This window comes from Mesorhizobium sp. M0408 (genome assembly GCF_040321495.1).
Classification (GTDB): Bacteria; Pseudomonadota; Alphaproteobacteria; order Rhizobiales; family Rhizobiaceae; genus Mesorhizobium.
The window spans coordinates 239,075-255,784 of the sequence record NZ_JAMYRO010000005.1 but is presented as its reverse complement, the minus strand read 5'-3'; the positions used below and the strand labels follow the sequence as shown (position 1 = coordinate 255,784).

Below are 16,710 nucleotides of genomic sequence, written 5' to 3'. Positions count from 1 at the left end.
AGTTCTGTTTTCAAGCTGGGCATTTTTGGTTTCCGTGAACGACAGCACCGATCCATCGGCCCCCGGCGCGCCGGATCGTCACGATCTGCACCGATAAATTGCCGTTAGATGTTCTCAATTCACCAAGGGACTTGGGGTCATCATCGGCTTGGAAACTGTTGCCATATTTGGTCAGAAGCCTTTTCAGGATCATGTTGGCGGCCAGCTTCGGATCGTTGGTGCCGAAGGAGACCAGGCAGTCGCAGCGACCGTTCGAACTCTTGATTGAGGCAACGATTTCCGTAGCCTTGTAGACTTGCAGCCCGTCGGATCCGGCCTTGAACCCGCTTTGCCGGGCAACCGCGTTGAACCGGCCGAAGCTGGGCGCCGTTGCCGGACATAAGTTCATGAAGAGATTGACCCTCTTGCCGATCCAGGCGGGCGACTTCGAACTATCCGCGGCCGCAGCAGCGCTGGCCCAAAAAGCCATGCCGCAGAGCGCTATGGCCAGCAACCGATGCATCAGTCGCCCTTCACCGCCGCGACAATCTTCTTGGCTGCGTCATCGAGGTCATCGGCCGACACCACGTTCAGCCCGCTGTCGTTGATGATCTTCTTGCCGAGCTCGGCATTGGTGCCTTCCAGCCGCACCACCAGCGGCACTTGCAGGCCGACCTCCTTGACTGCTGCGATGACGCCCTCGGCGATGATGTCGCACTTCATGATACCGCCGAAGATGTTGATCAGGATGCCTTTGACCGCCGGATCCTTGGTGATGATCTTGAACGCCGCCGTCACCTTTTCTTTCGACGCACCGCCGCCGACGTCGAGGAAATTGGCGGGCTCGGCGCCATAGAGCTTGATGATGTCCATCGTTGCCATGGCAAGGCCGGCGCCGTTGACCATGCAGCCGATATTGCCGTCGAGCGCGACATAGGCGAGGTCGTATTTCGACGCCTCGATCTCTTTCTCGTCCTCTTCGGTGGTGTCGCGCAATTCGAGCACGTCCGGGTGACGGAACAGCGCATTGTTGTCGAACGACACTTTTGCGTCGAGCACGCGCAGCCGGCCGTTCTTCATGACGATCAAAGGGTTGACCTCGAGCAGGCTCATGTCCTTCTCGACAAACGCCTTGTAGAGGATCGGAAACAGCGTCGCGCCATCCTTGGCGGCGTCGCCGTCGAGTCTCAGTGCGGCGTTGAGCTTCTTCACATCGTCGGCCGTCACGCCCTTTTCCGGGTCGATGGCGACGGTAATGATCTTTTCCGGCGTGTCGTGGGCGACCGCCTCGATGTCCATGCCGCCCTCGGTCGAGACGACGAAGGCGACGCGCCCGACCGAGCGGTCGACCAGGATCGACAGATAGAGCTCGCGCTCGATGTCGGCGCCGTCCTCGATATAGAGCCGGTTGACCTGCTTGCCGGCCGGGCCGGTCTGCTTGGTGACCAGCGTATGGCCGAGCATCTCCTTGGCGTTGGCGACGACCTCGGCCACCGACTTCGCCAGCCTGACACCGCCCTTGGCATCGGGCCCGAGCTCCTTGAACTTGCCCTTGCCGCGGCCGCCGGCATGGATCTGGCTCTTGACCACATAGAGTGGGCCGGGCAGCGCCTTGGCGGCAGCTTCCGCCTCGCTCGCCTTGAACACCGGCACGCCCTCGGCCACGGGTGCGCCAAAGCCTTTCAGCAGCGCCTTGCCCTGATACTCATGGATGTTCATGCGCTATGTCTCCAGCTTGCTTGGCGGGCTTGGTTACCGGCTTACTTGGCCGCGAGATGCGGAGCGATCTTGACGCAGGCGTCGCACAGGCCCTGCACCGCCGCGACCGAATTGTCGAACATCTTCTGCTCGTTCTTCGCGAGCTCGATCTCGATGATCCGCTCGACGCCGCCGGCGCCGATCACCACGGGAACGCCGACATAGGTGTTCTTGACGCCATATTGGCCGGAGAGATAGGCAGCACAGGGCAGCACCCGCTTCTTGTCCTTGAGATAGGCTTCGGCCATGGCAATGGCCGAAGCTGCCGGCGCATAAAAGGCAGAGCCGGTCTTGAGCAGGCCGACGATCTCGGCGCCGCCGTCGCGGGTGCGCTGCACGATCTGGTCGAGCCGCTCCCTCGAGGTCCAGCCCATCTTGATGAGGTCGGGCAGCGGGATGCCGGCAACCGTCGAATAGCGGATCATCGGCACCATGGAATCGCCGTGGCCGCCGAGCACGAAGGCAGTGACGTCCTCGACCGAGACCTTGAATTCCTCGGCCAGGAAATAACGGAAGCGCGAACTGTCGAGCACGCCGGCCATGCCGACGACATGGCTCTTGGGCAGGCCGGAAAACTTCTGCAGCGCCCAGACCATGGCGTCGAGCGGATTGGTGATGCAGATGACGAAGGCTTTCGGCGCGTATTTCTTGAGGCCGGCGCCGACCTGCTCCATCACCTTCAGATTGATGCCTAGAAGATCGTCGCGGCTCATGCCGGGCTTGCGCGGCACGCCGGCGGTGACGATGCAGACATCGGCGCCCTCGATGCCGGCATAGTCGTTGACGCCGGTCAGCCTGGAGTCGAACCCATCGACTGGCGACGACTGCGCGATGTCCAGCCCCTTGCCTTGCGGGATGCCTTCGGCGATATCGAACAGCACGACGTCGCCGAGATCCTTGAGGCCGACCATGTGGGCGAGGGTGCCGCCGATCATGCCCGAGCCGATGAGCGCTATCTTGTTGCGTGCCATGTCAGGATATTTTCCCTTTGACTATGACGGCGCCCAAATCCTTGACGATTTGATGACGGCGTCGGAGGAAGAGGCCGGAATGCTGCGGAACCGCGAAATTCGCCGCACGCAATAGCCCCGGCCGCACAAAAATTCAAACGATTATTTTGGAGTGAGTAATTTCAATCGGTTAGAAACAATGGGAATTACGTAAACGTCAAAATTCTGAAGCCGGCTAGAGGAATTCTACACAATGGCACTGGAAATCAGAAGGCTGTTTCCTGACGATGACGCCCTTGTGATGCGGGTTGCCGATGAAGTCTTCGACGAGCCGGTCAGGCCGGATCGGCTCTCCGCCTATCTCGCGGAGCCCTGTCATTTCATGGTCGTGGCCCTCGCCGACGGCATCGTCGTTGGCCAATGCGCAGCCGTCATCCACCGCCACCCGGACAAGGTGAGCGAACTCTACATAGACGAGGTCGGCGTGGCGCCGGCCTTTCAACGCCAGGGCATTGCGACGAGGATGCTCGGCGCCATGTTCGCACTCGGTCGCGAGCATGGCTGTGAGGAGGCGTGGGTCGGCACCGAGCCGGACAATGTTGCTGCTCGCGCACTTTACGAGTCGCGAAAAGAGCCGCATGGGCCGGCGGAGGGGTTCGTCATGTATGTTTATCGGTTATAGGCGCCGGCGGAAGCGGCCCCTTCTGTACTATCCCTCACGCCTGAGCCTGCCGTGCCTCGGTCGATGATCCCTGCGCCCTCTGCCTCTCCGCCCAGTCCTCCAGCCAGTCGTGGCTCTGCATCTCGATCAGCCGCGATGCGGTGCGCTCGAACTCGAAGACTTCGTTGCCGCGCTTGGCCGTATAGAGCTGCGCCGGCGGTGCCGCGGCGCTCATCACCAGCCGTACATGATGATCGTAGAGCGTATCGACCAGCAGGATGAAGCGCTTGGCTTCGTTGCGCTTGCCTTCGCCGAGCACCGGCACATGGTCGATGAAGATGGTCGAGAAACGGCTGGCAATGGCAAGATAGTCGCGGGCGCCGAGCGGCCTCTCGCAGAGATCGGCGAAGGAAAACCGCGCCGCCTCGCCGGCAGCACGCGGCACTACGACGTGCCGGCCCTTCACCGTCAGCATCGTCTCGGCCGTCGGCCTGCCATGCGTCATCACCGCCCACGCGTCGTCGAGCGCATGGTCGGCGACGGCATCGGCCGGGGTGACGTAGACCGGCATGTGGCTGAGCTTGTCGAGGCGGTAATCCTTGTCGGCGTCAAGCGCCAGCACCTGCGCGTGGCGCTCCAGGATAGCGACAAACGGCAAAAACAACTGACGGTTCAGCCCGTCGCGGTAGAGATCCTGCGGCGCGACATTGGAAGTGGCAACCAGCACCACGCCATTGGCAAACAACGCCGAGAACAACCTTGACAGGATCATCGCATCGGCGATGTCGGTGACGGAGAACTCGTCGAAGCATAGCACCCAGGCTTCCTCGGCCAGCGCGCGCGCCACCGGCGGGATCGGGTCGTCCTCCTTGGCCGTGCCGTTCTTGCGAGCCTGCCGGTGCTTCTGGATGCGGTCCTGCACGTCGGCCATGAAGTCGTTGAAATGCACCCGGCGCTTGCGCCGCACCGGCAGCAGCTCGAAAAACATGTCCATCAGCATGGTCTTGCCGCGGCCGACGCCGCCATGGATGTAAAGGCCCTTGACCGCCTCGTGCACCTCGCGCTTGCGGGCGAACAACCACCCCAGCGCGCTTGATTTCTGCGCCAGCCGCTTTGCCGATATCTCTTCGATCAGCCGGTCGAGCGCAGCGGCGATCCGCTCCTGCGCCGGATCGCGCCCGATAGCGCCCGTCTCGACCAGATGGTCATAGCGCTGCTTGACGGTCGCATGGGTCTGGAGGCCGTCACGCAGATGCATTGGTCACGTCGTTCCGGAGCAATTCCAAGAAAAGTGTGTAGCGGTTTTCTGTCCGGAATTGCGTAACAATGGGGGGCCGTTCTCTTACCTTGTAAGCGAGATCGGCAGGCCGTTGGAAGTCTGGCCGTCGAATTTCTCGCCGCCCGAAGAATAGAGCCGTGCCAGCGTGCCGCCATTCTCGTCAAAGAGCGTCAGCTGTTTGCCGGCGACGTTCCACGATTTGATGCCATCGAGCGGCGCCGGGCAATGCAGCGGTCCGGCGCGGTAGCCCGAACCGAATTTGGTCTGCGGCGTCGCCACCTGACAGCTCTGGCCGGACACGCTTGCCTTCCAAACACCGGCGACGCTGGAGGCGGTCAGATCGGCCGCACCGGCCGGCGCCGTCCCGTCGGGCGGCAGCGAGGCGACCTGCGTGTTCTGCGGCGCGGTCGGAAATTTCGACGGGTCGGCCGGGCCGGGTGTCGCCGGTGGCGGCAGCTGGTTTGCAGTCACCTTGCCGGCGGGTGCTGCTTCCAGCGGCGCCGGCTGCTGCTCGTCCATCGATGAGAACCGTGAGGTTGAACAGCCGCTCGCAACGAGCACGGCCAACGATACGGCCAGCAGGCCGGTTTTCGAAAATTTCATTCTTCAACCTCCGTCGGATCGGGCTGGGGATGCCGTCCGCGCAATGTCCCCCTCACCAAGATGGAGAAGGTGGCGAAATTTCAACCCGATATGGTTAAAATACGGTTTGCGCCGCTAATGTTGCAAATTTGTCGCAAAATGCACATTGCCTGAAATTGCGTTACGCCTTGGCCGTTTGGCCGACACCTCCGGTTGATTCGATACGGCGCGCTGGCGCCAAACCCTTGGCGTTCACCTCAAATGCTTGTGCGGGCCGGCGCCGGCATTATCTCTTGGCGATCAGCAAACTGCAGGGAGCCGATTTCTTGGCCGCGAGAAAGAGAGCCGCCAACCGCTATTACAGCGGGCCGCCCAGCGATCATTTCGACGGCACCTTGTTCTTCAATCCCGACGGACGGCCGCCAGGTCGCTTTGCCGATCTGTTGAAATGGCAATTGAGCCGCGAGCGCTCGAAATGGCCGGCGGCGGATCCGAGCCCGTTTCCACCGGCAAGACCGGTCGAGCGCATCGATGGTTCTGCGCTGCGCCTCACCATGGTCGGTCATTCCTCACTGCTCGTCCAGACAGCCGGCCTGAACATCCTGACCGACCCGGTCTGGTCGCGGCGCGTCTCGCCGCTCTCCTTCGCGGGGCCGAAACGCGTCAATCCGCCGGGGATCGCCTTTTCCCATTTGCCGTCGATCGACCTCGTGCTGGTCAGCCACAACCACTACGACCATCTCGACCTCGCCACGCTGAAGCGCCTGAAGTCAGGACACGACCCGCTGCTGCTGACGCCGCTCGGCAACGACACGATCATCGGCGCTGCCGTGCCCCGTATGCGGCTTTCCGCGCATGACTGGGGCGACCGGGTCGATATCGGCGATGGCGTCGCCGTCCATGTCGAACCGGTGCACCACTGGTCGGCCCGCGGTACTCGCGACCGGCGCATGGCGCTGTGGGCGGGTTTCGTTGTCGAGACACCCGGTGCAAAGATCTATTTCGCCGGCGATACCGGCTTCCACGGTGGCATCAATTACCGGCTGATGGCGCAAAAGCACGGCGGGTTCCGCCTCGCCATCCTGCCGATCGGCGCCTACGAGCCGCGCTGGTTCATGGCGCCACATCACCAGGATCCGGAGGAGGCGGTGCAAGGCATGCTTTTGTGCAACGCCGCCTATGCCGCCGGCTGTCACTGGGGCACGTTCCGGCTCACCAACGAGCCGATCGACGAGCCGCCCAGAAAGCTCGGCGAAGCGCTCGATGCTGCCGGCCTGCCGCGGCAATGTTTTCGCGCCTTGCGGCCGGGCGAAGTCTGGGACGTGCCGGCGGTCTAGCGCGGCGGAACCTGAGGCATCATATAGACGTTTGTAGGTGTTCAAACCTGTCGGCTGCGAGGTGTCTCTCATGATCAGGTGGATCATCATTCTTTTGATTATCGCGGCCGCGGCGAGCCTGCTCGGCATGCCGGCTCTGGCCGGAGCCGCCGCCACCGGCGCCCGCATCCTCATCGGCATCGTGCTGATCATCTTCCTGCTGATCGTGCTTGGCGTCTTCGCGGTGACCTGAAAATCACGCCGCGCTGGTAATTTCTGCCGCTATCCGCCATATAGGCGCCAAACCGGCAAGAGACGTTTCGATCGATGGCAAGCGCGGCCCCTTTCGCCAAGATGAACGGCATCGGCAACGAAATCATCGTTGCCGATATGCGCGGCCGTGCCGATCGCGTGACGTCTGCGGCAGCCGTCGCGCTCAATGCCGACGCGTCGACCAGGTTCGACCAGATCATGGCGATCCACGACGCCAGGACGCCGGGCACCGCCTTTTTCATCGATATCTTGAATTCCGACGGAACCAGCGCGCAAGCTTGCGGCAACGGCATGCGCTGCGTCGTCCAGGCGCTCGCCGCCGAGACCGGCCAGAAGACATTTGCCTTTGAAACAGTCGCCGGCATCCTAAACGCCGAGGAACATGCCGACGGAATGATCTCGGTCGACATGGGCAGGCCGCGCTTTGGCTGGCAGGACATCCCGCTGGCCGAGGAATTCCGCGACACCCGCATGATCGAGCTGCAGATCGGCCCGATCGATGCCCCGGTGCTGCATTCGCCGTCGGTCGTCTCGATGGGCAATCCGCACGCTATCTTCTGGGTCGACCGCGACGTCTGGTCCTACGAGCTCGAGCGCTTCGGCCCGCTGCTCGAAAACCACCCGATCTTCCCCGAGCGCGCCAACATCACCATCGCGCAGGTGACTTCGCCGGAGACCATGATCATCCGCACCTGGGAGCGCGGCGCCGGCCTGACCAGGGCCTGCGGCTCGGCCGCTTGCGCCGCTGTGGTCGCCGCGTCCCGCACCCGGCGTACCGGCCGCGGCGTTACGCTGATGACGCCCGGCGGCGGCTCGCTGCATGTTTTGTGGCGCGACGACGACCACGTCATCCTGACCGGTGCCGCCGAATGGGAATTTTCCGGCAGCTTCGATCCGTCGACCGGGGCGTGGGCGCGCGACACCGAAAGCGCCGCCTGATGGCTCCTCTTGGCAACAAGGGTATCGAGGTCGTCACCTTCGGCTGCCGGCTGAACACCTATGAATCCGAGGTGATGCGGCGTGAAGCCGAAAGTGCGGGCCTCGGCGGGCTCGAAGGCGGTGCCATCATCTTCAACACCTGCGCCGTCACCGGCGAGGCTGTACGCCAGGCCAAGCAGTCGATCAGAAAAGCCCGCCGTGAGAACCCGGCTGCCCGCATCATCGTTACCGGCTGCGCCGCGCAGACCGGCCCGCAGGATTTCGTCGCCATGGACGAGGTCGATCTCGTCCTCGGCAATGAGGAAAAGCTGAAGGCGCATTCCTATCGCGCGCTGCCGGATTTCGGCGTCAACGACACTGAGAAGGCGCGCGTCAACGATATCTTTTCGGTGCGCGAGACGGCCGCCCACATGGTCGACGCCATCGAGGGCCGGGCGCGCGCTTTTGTCCAGGTGCAGAACGGCTGCGACCACCGCTGTACCTTCTGCATCATTCCCTACGGTCGCGGCAATTCGCGCTCGGTGCCGATGGGCGCCGTGGTCGAGCAGATCAAGCGACTCGTCGGCAATGGTTATGCCGAGATCGTGCTGACGGGCGTCGACATGACCAGTTTTGGCGCCGATCTGCCGGGCGCGCCGAAGCTCGGCAAATTGGTCAAGACGATACTGAAGCAGGTGCCCGACGTGAAACGCCTGCGGCTTTCCTCCATCGACTCGATCGAGGCCGACGACGATCTGCTGGACGCCATCGCCACCGAGCCGAGGCTGATGCCGCATCTGCATCTGTCGCTGCAATCGGGTGACGACATGATCCTGAAGCGGATGAAGCGCCGGCACAGCCGCGACCAGTCGATCCGCTTTTGCGAGGATGTGCGCAAACTGCGCCCCGGCATTGTTTTCGGCGCCGACATCATCGCCGGCTTCCCGACCGAGACGGACGCCATGTTCGAAAACTCGCTGGAGATCGTCGAGGAATGCGGCCTGACGCATCTCCACGTCTTTCCGTTTTCGCCGCGCCAGGGCACGCCCGCCGCGCGCATGCCGCAGCTCCGCCGCGACGTCGTCAAGCAACGCGCGGCACGCCTGCGCGCCGCCGGCGAGGCCGCCTATCGCCGCCATCTTGCCTCGCTCGCTGGAACGCATCAGTCGATCCTGGTCGAGCGTGACGGCCTTGGCCGCACCGAAGGGTTTACGCTGGCCGCGGTCTCTGCCGGCGCTCCGGGCGACATCGTCGAGGCTGATATCGCGGGCCATGACGGTATCCGACTGATCGCAGCGCCGCTTGCCGCCCGCGCCGCCTGAGAGCGCAAGACATGGCTGGTTTTTTCAAGAAGATATTTTCGTTCGGCAAGAAGGAAGTCGTCGAGGAGCGGCCCGACGAGACCGCACCGCTGCCGCCGATCAAATGGGACGAACTGGAGGCGCTGAAACCGGCCGCCGAGCAGGCCGTCCCGGAGTTTTTGAAACGCGACGAGTCGCGACCCGAAGTCGAAGCCGTACCTCCACCGCCAGTCGAACCAGAGTTGCCTCCGGCACCCCAACCGGCGCCGGAATCGCAGAAGCCTGAGCCGCCGCCGACCATTCCACCCGAGCCGGAAACGCCTGCTGAGGAACCGGAGGAGATCCGGGCCGAGCCGCAGCAGCCAGAAATCGTCCCCTCCCAGCCAGAACCTGCACCCGTCGAAGTGCCGGTAGTGCCCACCGAGGCTCCCTCAGCAGCGCCAGCGCGCGAAGTCCCTCCCGCCGAAATACCGCCCCCGATCCGCCAGCCAGCGCCGGCCGAGACGAAACCGATCTTGACCGAGATCGCGCCCGAACCGGAGGTCGTGCCGGCGCCCCACCCTCCCATCGAGGGGGAGGTAAAGCCCGAGCCAGAAGCCGTTCCGCAACCATCGCCGGAGCCAAAGCCCGCCCCCGGCAAAGTCACCGTAACCAAGAAGGTCGAGCAGAAAGCCGAGCCGCAGAAGGCGCCCGAACCGGCGCCGAGGCGTTCCTGGTTCCAGCGCATGCGAGACGGGCTTGCCCGCTCTTCCCGGGAGTTGTCGGGCAACATCGCCGGCGTCTTCACCAAGCGGAAGCTTGACGAGGACACGCTGCAGGACCTGGAGGATGTGCTGATCCGCGCCGATCTCGGCATGGAGACGGCTTTGCGCGTTACCGACGCGCTCTCCGCCAGCCGCTACGGCAAGGACGTCTCCGACACCGAAGTCCGGGCCATCATGGCGGCCGAGGTTGAGAAGGTGCTGACCCACGTCGCCATGCCGTTGGAGCTCGACCTCAGCCACAAGCCGCATGTCATCCTGGTGGTCGGCGTCAACGGCACGGGGAAGACCACGACCATCGGCAAGCTGGCGGCGAAGCTCACCGATGGCGGTCTCTCGGTGATGCTCGCCGCCGGCGACACCTTTCGCGCAGCCGCGATCGAGCAGCTGAAGATCTGGGGCGAGCGTACCAACTCGCCGGTCATTGCCTCGAAGCTCGGCGCCGATGCCGCCGGCCTCGCCTACGATGCATTCGAGCGCGCGAAGGAGGCCGGCTCCGACGTGCTGATCATCGACACCGCCGGGCGGCTGCAGAACAAGACCGAACTAATGGCGGAACTGGAAAAGATCGTCCGGGTGCTGGGCAAGCTCGATCCGGAAGCGCCGCACACGGTGCTGCAGACGGTCGATGCCACCACCGGCCAGAACGCGCTCAACCAGGTCGAGATCTTCCGCAATGTCGCCGGCGTCAACGGCCTGGTGATGACCAAGCTGGACGGCACGGCGCGCGGCGGTATTCTGGTGGCGATCGCGGCAAAGCACAAATTGCCGGTCTATTTCATCGGCGTCGGCGAACAGGTCGACGACCTCGAACCCTTTTCCGCAAGCGAATTCGCCAGGGCGATCGCTGGCGTGGCTTGACGAGCATGATCCCGAAAAGTTGCAGACTTTTTGGATTGAATCATGCGTAAGAAGGATCTTATGAGCCCACCCATCCTCGAACGCGACCTGTCCGATCCACGCCGCAAGGCGTTGAACCCCGGCCTGAAATTCCTGCTCGAGCTCGGGCCTGGCCTGGTGTTCTTTTTCACCACCATCCGCGGCGCGTGGCTTGTCGGGAAATTTCCGATCCTCGGCCATATCGGCGAGCCTATCCTGATTGCCACAGCGTTCTTTATGGTGGCGACGGCGCTGTCGCTCAGCGTTTCGTGGATCTTGACGCGCAGCTGGCCGATCATGCCGCTGGTCTCGGCCATCGTGGTGTTTGTGTTTGGCGCACTGGCGCTGTGGCTGCAGGACAAGACCTTCGCTTTCATGAAGCCGACAATCATCAACAGCCTGTTCGGCATCACGTTGCTTGGCGGGTTGGCGTTTGGCAGATCGCTGTTGGGCTATGTCTTTGATTCCGCCTTCAATCTCGACGCTGAAGGCTGGCGCAAACTCACTTTCCGATGGGGGCTCTTCTTCCTTTTTCTGGCTGCGCTGAACGAGGTCGTGTGGCGCAACTTTTCTGAGGAAGCCTGGCTTTATTTCAAGGTCTGGGGCACGATTCCCATTACCCTTGTCTTCACGTTAAGCCAAATGCCGTTGATCCTGCGCCATTCGCTCGAGGACAAGACCGGCAAGGAAGAGAAGGCCGGCAAATAGAGCAATTCCAGGAAAGTGTGTAGCGGTTTTCCCGGGAAAAGCGCGTAGCGCTTTCCCTAGGGAATTGCGTCAGAATAAGAGGAGAGGGGCATGGAATTCATCACCACACGCGACGAGTTGAGGACGATCTACAAGACGCCTCGGCCGACTGACGGCTCGATCCGCAAGGAACTGAAGGCATTGGACGGCCACTGCCGTTCCTTCATCGGCAAGAGCCCTTTCGTGCTGATCGGCTCGTCCGACGGCGCCGGCAATGCCGATGTGACGCCCAAGGGCGACAGGCCGGGCTTCGTAACAGTGCTCGACGAGAAGACCATCGTCATCCCCGACCGTCCCGGCAACAACCGGCTCGACACGCTGGAGAACATCCTTCTCAATCCCTCGATCGGGCTGCTCTTCCTCATTCCCGGCATGAACGAAACGCTGCGTGTCAATGGCGATGCCCGCATCACCGTCGATGCGGCATTGCGTGAGCGGCTGGCGGTCGACGGCAAGGCACCGCAAAGCGTCGTCGTGGTGACGGTCAAGGCCGCCTACATGCATTGCGCCAAGGCCTTCATGCGCTCCGAATTGTGGAAGCCGGAGAGCTGGTACGACCGCGCGACGCTGCCGACGCTCGGCCAGATCCTGCGCGACCAGTTGGCGCTCGCCGATTCGGCCGAGGCGACCGACCGCTGGCTGGACGAGGAATACAGGGAGACCATGTGGTAGCGTGATCGGCAACGAATCGCCCAAGCCGGTCTCCATTCCTTTGCTCAACATCCTCGCCATCTCCGGCAGCCTGCGCGCCGCCTCGACCAATTCGGCCCTGCTCGCGGCACTCGCGCAAAACGCGCCGCCGGACTGTCACGTCTCCGTCTACGATGGGCTTGGCCGGCTGCCGATTTTCAACCCCGACGAGGAAGGCGAGCGGACGCCGCTGCAAGCAGCAGTGCTGATCGATGCGGTCACCGCCGCTGACGGCGTCATCGTCTCCTGCCCGGAATATGCCCACGGTGTGCCAGGCGGCCTAAAGAACGCGCTTGACTGGCTGGTGTCGCGCGATGCCGCCGTCGGCAAGCCGGCCACGCTGGTCCACGCCTCGCCGCGCTCGCTGTTTGCCCGCGCCGCACTGGCCGAGGTCATGCGGACAATGTCTTTCGCGCTCCATGAGGAAGCAGCGCTCGAAATCGCGCTGCTCGGCAAGAGGCCGCCGGAGGTGGAGGATATCTTATCGCAGCCGGAAAACCGGCTGACGATGCGCCGCGCCGTTTCGGCCTTCGCGGGCTTCATCCGCTCGCGGTGAACGCCGGACCGTGCTTTCGTCATCCCAGGGTCTCCGCGACGGAGCTTCGCTCCTGCTCCGCCCTGGGATGACGACGCTAGGAGCTGCGGCCAATCTGTGCCGAGAACTATCCCTTGCCCCTCCGCGTCTCGACGTCGGTCTCGCCGACGAACCAGTCGCGTGCAGCGACCTCCTCGAAAACCACCCAGACATCATTGTTGGTCAGGCCGGTGACGCTGGTGATGGCCGCTGTCACCTGGGCGGCGATCGCGGCCTTTTTGCCGGCCGGGTCATCGGCAATCACCTCCTTGACCAGGCGGATATTCACGAATGGCATGGTTCCCTCCCTTGCATATGCTTGGCGGCCGCTCAGTAGGTTTTGGCGCCGTTGACCATGAGCCGGACCATGTAGAGCGAGGTCGTGCCGGCGATGTAGAGGCAGTTCAGCTTGTTGCCGCCGAACACGCAATTAGCAACGACTTCCGGTACCTTGACCTTGCCGATCAGCGTCCCGTCCGGATCGTAGCAATGGATCCCGTCGGCGGCACTGGTCCAGATGCGGCCGTCCGCATCCAGCCTGAAACCGTCGAACAGGCCGGCGGTGCAGTCGGCAAAGACCTTTTCGCCTGAGACCGTCTTGCCGCCCTGGTCGACATTGAACACCCGGATGTGCGCCGGGTTTTGTGCACCATGCGTGCGGCCAGTGTCGGCGACATAGAGCTTGCTCTCGTCAAGGGAGAAGGCGAGCCCGTTGGGCCTGACCATGTCGGTGATCACCGCCTCGGTCTCGCCGGTGCCGGGATCGACCCGGTAGACATGGCAGGCGCCGATCTCGCTTTCGGCCTTGTCGCCCTCGTAATCGGTATCGATGCCGTAGCTCGGGTCGGTGAACCAGATCGAGCCGTCGGACTTGACCACGGCGTCATTGGGCGAGTTCAGCCGCTTGCCGCGCCATTTGTCGGCGATGGTGACTACCGACCCGTCATGCTCGGTGCGGCTGACGCGGCGGCCGGAATGCTCGCAAGTAACCAGCCGGCCTTGCCGGTCGACCGTGTTGCCGTTGGAATTGCCGGACGGCTGACGGAACCCGCTGACGCTGCCGTCGGTCTCGTCGTAACGCAGCATGCGATTGTTCGGGATGTCGGACCAGACCACATAGCGCCCGGCCGCGAACCAGGCCGGTCCTTCCGCCCATCGGCAGCCGGTAAACAGCCTGTCGACCTGTGCATTGCCGTTGAACAGCCGCGAAAAGCGCGGATCGAGAACTTCGTAGAATTCGCTGGCCATGGTTCCTCCCGGTAGCAGTCGCTTGGCAAGGCGCGATCAAGCCAGCCCACGATCGATATGGCAAGATCGATGATGCGTCAGAAGCATTATGGAAGCGAATGCTGGCCCGGACGGCAGGTCACATCCCGTTAACCGGCTATGCGCCCAGCGCAATGGTGCATTGCAACATCTTATTTTTGCAATGCACCATAACTATGTCATGCTCCGTATCGATCAAGGGAGGAACAACTGGCCGCGAAACGCGGCGCAAAAAGGAAACTCGCTATGATCATCGACAGCCTTATGAGCCGCGCTCGCGCCAGCATCGCCAAGCGCCGGCATTACAACCGCCTCGTCGCCGAAATCGACAGCTTCAGCAGCCGTGACCTCGCCGACATGCGCGCCGACCGCAGCGAAATGCTCTACCAGATCCACAAGCAGATCTACGGCTGAGTCTTCGGTCGACCTATCACGTGGTCGACCTATCACGTTCGTCATCCTTGGGCGTAGCGACGCAAAGCGGAGCAAAGACCCTAGCATGACGAAACGGCGGGCCATCAGCCCGGCATGGCCAGCGCCTTCTCGATTTCGGGTAACAGCAGCGTCCGCGCCGAGTCCGGCGTCAGCGGCCCTACATGCTTATAGGCGATCTTGCCATCCTTGCCGATGACGAAGGTCTCCGGCACGCCGTAGACACCCCAGTCGATCGCCGTGCGTCCGGCCTGGTCGACGCCGATCGCCTGGAATGGGTTGCCGAGATCGCCAAGGAACCGACGGGCGTTTTCCGGCTGGTCCTTGTAGTTCAGCGCCGCCATGACGAAGCGTCTGTCCTGCGACAGCGCCAGCAGCACCGGATGCTCTTCGCGGCACGGCGCGCACCAGGACGCGAAGACGTTGACCAGCGTCACCTTGCCGGCGAACTGTTTTGAATCGAGGCCCGGCAAATTGGTGCCTTCGAGCGCCGGCAGGTTGGTCTGCGGCGCCGGCAGGCCGATCAGCGCTGACGGCACTTCCGACACGTCGCGCCCGGACAAAAGCTGCGCCAGGAACAATCCCGCCAGCCCGAGAAAGACCAGCAGCGGCAGCAGCACGATCAGGCGGCGGCGCGCCGGTGTTTGGGCTTCCGTGCTCATGATTTTACTGCCTTATCGGAGCGCCGGCGCACGCCGGATGCCTCCAGCTCGGCAAGCTCTCGCTTGCGGCCGCGCTGGTCGAGCAGAATCCAGCCGATCAGCCCGCCCAGCGCCACGGCCGTGATCGCATAGGCGGCGGTGACATAAAGCGCATGTACGCTCATGCTTTTCGCTCCGCGGCGCTTTCCAACCGGTCCGTCTCACGCCGTTCCAACATGTCTTCTCTTAACGCTGCGCCATCGGCTCCGCAATTGTTCGCCGCGCCGCAGGCATAAGCTGAAGCCAACACATCAATCCGTTCCGTGCCGCAGCGCCAGCGCCGCCGCCACAGGGCCGAGCACGGCAAGAAACAAGGTCAGCGCGGCAAGAATGAGGAAGGGCTGCAGGAATGGATCGGGGTCCGCCACCGCGCCATAGCTTGCCGATACGCCGAAGATCAGCACGGGAATGGTCAGCGGCAGCACGAGCACCGAGATGAGCAGCCCGCCACGCGGCAACGCCACTGCCACCGCTGCACCGGCAGCACCGATGAAGGTGATCGCCGGCGTGCCTACCAGAAGCGTCAACGCCGTGGCGCCGATGCCGGCCGGCTCCATGTTCATGAACAGGCCGAGCAAGGGAGCGGCGATGACCAGCGGCAGCACGCTTCCCGCCCAATGCGCCAGGCATTTCGTCAGCACGGTCAAGGCCAGCATGTGCCGGTCGTTGCCAAGCACCAGAAGATCGAGCGAGCCGTCCTCGCGGTCGGCCTGGAACAGCCGGTCGAGGCCGAGCAGGCAGGCCAGCAAGGCGGCGATCCACAGGATCGCCGGGCCGATGCGGGCCAGCAGCTTCAGCTCGGGACCGACGCCGAAGGGGATGGTCGCGATAACGGCGAGAAAGAAAATCACGCCGGTAAGCGCCCCGCCGCCGGCGCGGATACTCAGGCGGATGTCGCGGAGGAAGAGGGCTAGCATGATGTGAGATGCTTTCGCCTGGGCACCCCCCTCTGTCCTGCCGGACATCTCCCCCTCAAGGGGGGAGATTGGCTGTCAGGACAGAGGGGGGCGTGAAGGAATGTCAACATCAGCCGGTCATCCTCAATTCCTTTCCCTCGATCCCCAGCGGCAAATGCGTCGCCGCAACCACGATTCCCCCACTCTCGAGGTGCTTCCCCATCGATTCGCCGAATCTCTCCTCCGAAGCCTTGTCCAGTCCTGCCGTCGGCTCATCGAGCAGCCACAATGGCCGGTGGCTTACCAGCAGTTTTGCAATCGCCGCGCGGCGGCGTTGCCCGGTCGAGAGATAGCCGAACGGCAGATGGCCGATGCCGCCCAGCCCGACGGTTTCCAGCGCCTCTTCAACACCCGCGGAACCGGCGCCCGAAAAATCGCGCCAGAAGCACAGGTTTTCCGTAACGCTCAGCGCCGTCTTCATCGCGTTGAGGTGGCCGAGATAGTGACACGCCGAGGCGGCCGACGGAAAGTCTTCGCCACCATCTTCGAACCGCACACGGCCTGCCGCCACTGGCAACAGCCCGGCGACGATCCTGAGCAGCGTCGATTTGCCGGCGCCGTTCGGCCCGGTGACGACCAGCGCCTGGCCATCCCCCAGCGCGAATTCGATGCCGGAAAATACCGTCTCGCCGCCGCGTTCGCCGCCCAGATTTTCGGCGATCAGCCGCATCCGTCCCCCTTCGCCGA

Annotated in this window: 21 protein-coding genes; 10 read left to right on the top strand and 11 right to left on the bottom strand. The window is 63.4% G+C overall.

Going from position 1 to position 16,710, the window contains the following annotated elements; genetic code table 11:
* Positions 1-10: 10 nt before the first annotated feature.
* The 3 genes from NKI67_RS08385 to mdh are packed head-to-tail and all read right to left on the bottom strand — an operon-like array spanning position 11 to position 2,708.
* Positions 11-502 (bottom strand): hypothetical protein, encoded by a 492-nt coding sequence (locus NKI67_RS08385; protein WP_023679794.1) that lies wholly within the window; start codon positions 500-502, stop codon positions 11-13.
* On the bottom strand, positions 502-1,698 hold the full coding sequence (sucC, locus tag NKI67_RS08380) for an ADP-forming succinate--CoA ligase subunit beta (RefSeq protein ID WP_023679795.1): 1,197 nt from the start codon (positions 1,696-1,698) through the stop codon (positions 502-504). Before sucC ends, NKI67_RS08385 begins: the two co-directional genes overlap by 1 nt.
* Before the next feature lie 41 nt (positions 1,699-1,739).
* A complete protein-coding gene (gene mdh, locus NKI67_RS08375) occupies positions 1,740-2,708 on the bottom strand; it encodes a malate dehydrogenase (protein ID WP_023679796.1) in 969 nt (322 codons plus the stop codon).
* Between the two features lie 232 nt (positions 2,709-2,940).
* On the opposite strand from mdh, the gene NKI67_RS08370 reads away from it, so the two are divergent.
* Positions 2,941-3,369, top strand: coding sequence for a GNAT family N-acetyltransferase (locus NKI67_RS08370; RefSeq protein ID WP_023679798.1), 429 nt, complete (start codon positions 2,941-2,943; stop codon positions 3,367-3,369).
* Positions 3,370-3,403: 34 nt separating this feature from the next.
* On the opposite strand, the gene zapE is transcribed toward NKI67_RS08370, so the two are convergent.
* Both zapE and NKI67_RS08360 read right to left on the bottom strand, forming a co-directional pair.
* Positions 3,404-4,606, bottom strand: a complete 1,203-nt coding sequence (gene zapE / locus NKI67_RS08365; RefSeq protein WP_023679799.1) for a cell division protein ZapE — start codon at positions 4,604-4,606, stop codon at positions 3,404-3,406.
* Positions 4,607-4,690: 84 nt separating this feature from the next.
* Positions 4,691-5,230, bottom strand: a complete 540-nt coding sequence (locus NKI67_RS08360) for a protease inhibitor Inh/omp19 family protein (protein ID WP_023679800.1) — start codon at positions 5,228-5,230, stop codon at positions 4,691-4,693.
* A 305-nt stretch (positions 5,231-5,535) separates the two neighbouring features.
* Between NKI67_RS08360 and NKI67_RS08355 the strand changes: the two genes are divergently transcribed.
* From NKI67_RS08355 to NKI67_RS08320, 8 genes are all read left to right on the top strand, one after another.
* A complete protein-coding gene (locus NKI67_RS08355) occupies positions 5,536-6,546 on the top strand; it encodes an MBL fold metallo-hydrolase (RefSeq protein ID WP_031212715.1) in 1,011 nt (336 codons plus the stop codon).
* Positions 6,547-6,616: 70 nt separating this feature from the next.
* A complete protein-coding gene (locus tag NKI67_RS08350) occupies positions 6,617-6,778 on the top strand; it encodes a DUF1328 family protein (protein ID WP_031195454.1) in 162 nt (53 codons plus the stop codon).
* Between the two features lie 74 nt (positions 6,779-6,852).
* Positions 6,853-7,737, top strand: a complete 885-nt coding sequence (gene dapF, locus NKI67_RS08345) for a diaminopimelate epimerase (RefSeq protein WP_023679803.1) — start codon at positions 6,853-6,855, stop codon at positions 7,735-7,737.
* Positions 7,737-9,038 carry a tRNA (N(6)-L-threonylcarbamoyladenosine(37)-C(2))-methylthiotransferase MtaB gene (gene mtaB, locus NKI67_RS08340; protein WP_031212717.1) on the top strand — a complete coding sequence of 434 codons (1,302 nt, stop codon included), beginning with the start codon at positions 7,737-7,739 and terminating at the stop codon, positions 9,036-9,038. Before dapF ends, mtaB begins: the two co-directional genes overlap by 1 nt.
* A gap of 11 nt (positions 9,039-9,049) precedes the next feature.
* Complete coding sequence (gene ftsY / locus NKI67_RS08335) at positions 9,050-10,639, top strand: signal recognition particle-docking protein FtsY (RefSeq protein ID WP_023679805.1); 1,590 nt, start codon at positions 9,050-9,052, stop codon at positions 10,637-10,639.
* Positions 10,640-10,699: 60 nt separating this feature from the next.
* Entirely contained in the window at positions 10,700-11,365 is a 666-nt protein-coding gene (locus NKI67_RS08330) for a septation protein A (protein WP_023679806.1), read from the top strand.
* Between the two features lie 90 nt (positions 11,366-11,455).
* Positions 11,456-12,076: a pyridoxamine 5'-phosphate oxidase family protein gene (locus NKI67_RS08325; protein WP_023679807.1), complete on the top strand. Its 621-nt coding sequence runs from the start codon at positions 11,456-11,458 to the stop codon at positions 12,074-12,076.
* Between the two features lie 40 nt (positions 12,077-12,116).
* Positions 12,117-12,650, top strand: a complete 534-nt coding sequence (locus NKI67_RS08320; RefSeq protein WP_031212720.1) for an NADPH-dependent FMN reductase — start codon at positions 12,117-12,119, stop codon at positions 12,648-12,650.
* A 106-nt stretch (positions 12,651-12,756) separates the two neighbouring features.
* On the opposite strand, the gene NKI67_RS08315 is transcribed toward NKI67_RS08320, so the two are convergent.
* Together NKI67_RS08315 and NKI67_RS08310 are read right to left on the bottom strand one after the other, a co-directional pair.
* Positions 12,757-12,966, bottom strand: a complete 210-nt coding sequence (locus NKI67_RS08315; protein WP_023679809.1) for a tautomerase family protein — start codon at positions 12,964-12,966, stop codon at positions 12,757-12,759.
* 32 nt (positions 12,967-12,998) lie between these two features.
* Entirely contained in the window at positions 12,999-13,916 is a 918-nt protein-coding gene (locus NKI67_RS08310; protein ID WP_023679810.1) for an SMP-30/gluconolactonase/LRE family protein, read from the bottom strand.
* Positions 13,917-14,180: 264 nt separating this feature from the next.
* Here NKI67_RS08310 and NKI67_RS08305 point away from each other — a divergent pair, with 264 nt between their 5' ends.
* Positions 14,181-14,348, top strand: a complete 168-nt coding sequence (locus NKI67_RS08305) for a hypothetical protein (RefSeq protein ID WP_023679811.1) — start codon at positions 14,181-14,183, stop codon at positions 14,346-14,348.
* Between the two features lie 104 nt (positions 14,349-14,452).
* Here NKI67_RS08305 and NKI67_RS08300 read toward each other — a convergent pair whose 3' ends face one another.
* The 4 genes from NKI67_RS08300 to ccmA all read right to left on the bottom strand — a co-directional run bounded on the left by NKI67_RS08300 (position 14,453) and on the right by ccmA (position 16,693).
* The gene (locus tag NKI67_RS08300) at positions 14,453-15,028 is read right to left on the bottom strand and encodes a DsbE family thiol:disulfide interchange protein (RefSeq protein WP_023679812.1); all 576 of its coding nucleotides are present in this window, start codon (positions 15,026-15,028) and stop codon (positions 14,453-14,455) included.
* Complete coding sequence (gene ccmD / locus NKI67_RS08295) at positions 15,025-15,192, bottom strand: heme exporter protein CcmD (RefSeq protein ID WP_023679813.1); 168 nt, start codon at positions 15,190-15,192, stop codon at positions 15,025-15,027. The genes NKI67_RS08300 and ccmD overlap by 4 nt, the downstream gene beginning before the upstream one ends.
* Before the next feature lie 126 nt (positions 15,193-15,318).
* A complete protein-coding gene (gene ccmB / locus NKI67_RS08290; RefSeq protein ID WP_023679814.1) occupies positions 15,319-15,984 on the bottom strand; it encodes a heme exporter protein CcmB in 666 nt (221 codons plus the stop codon).
* A 109-nt stretch (positions 15,985-16,093) separates the two neighbouring features.
* On the bottom strand, positions 16,094-16,693 hold the full coding sequence (ccmA, locus tag NKI67_RS08285) for a heme ABC exporter ATP-binding protein CcmA (RefSeq protein ID WP_023679815.1): 600 nt from the start codon (positions 16,691-16,693) through the stop codon (positions 16,094-16,096).
* Between the last annotated feature and the right edge of the window lie 17 nt (positions 16,694-16,710).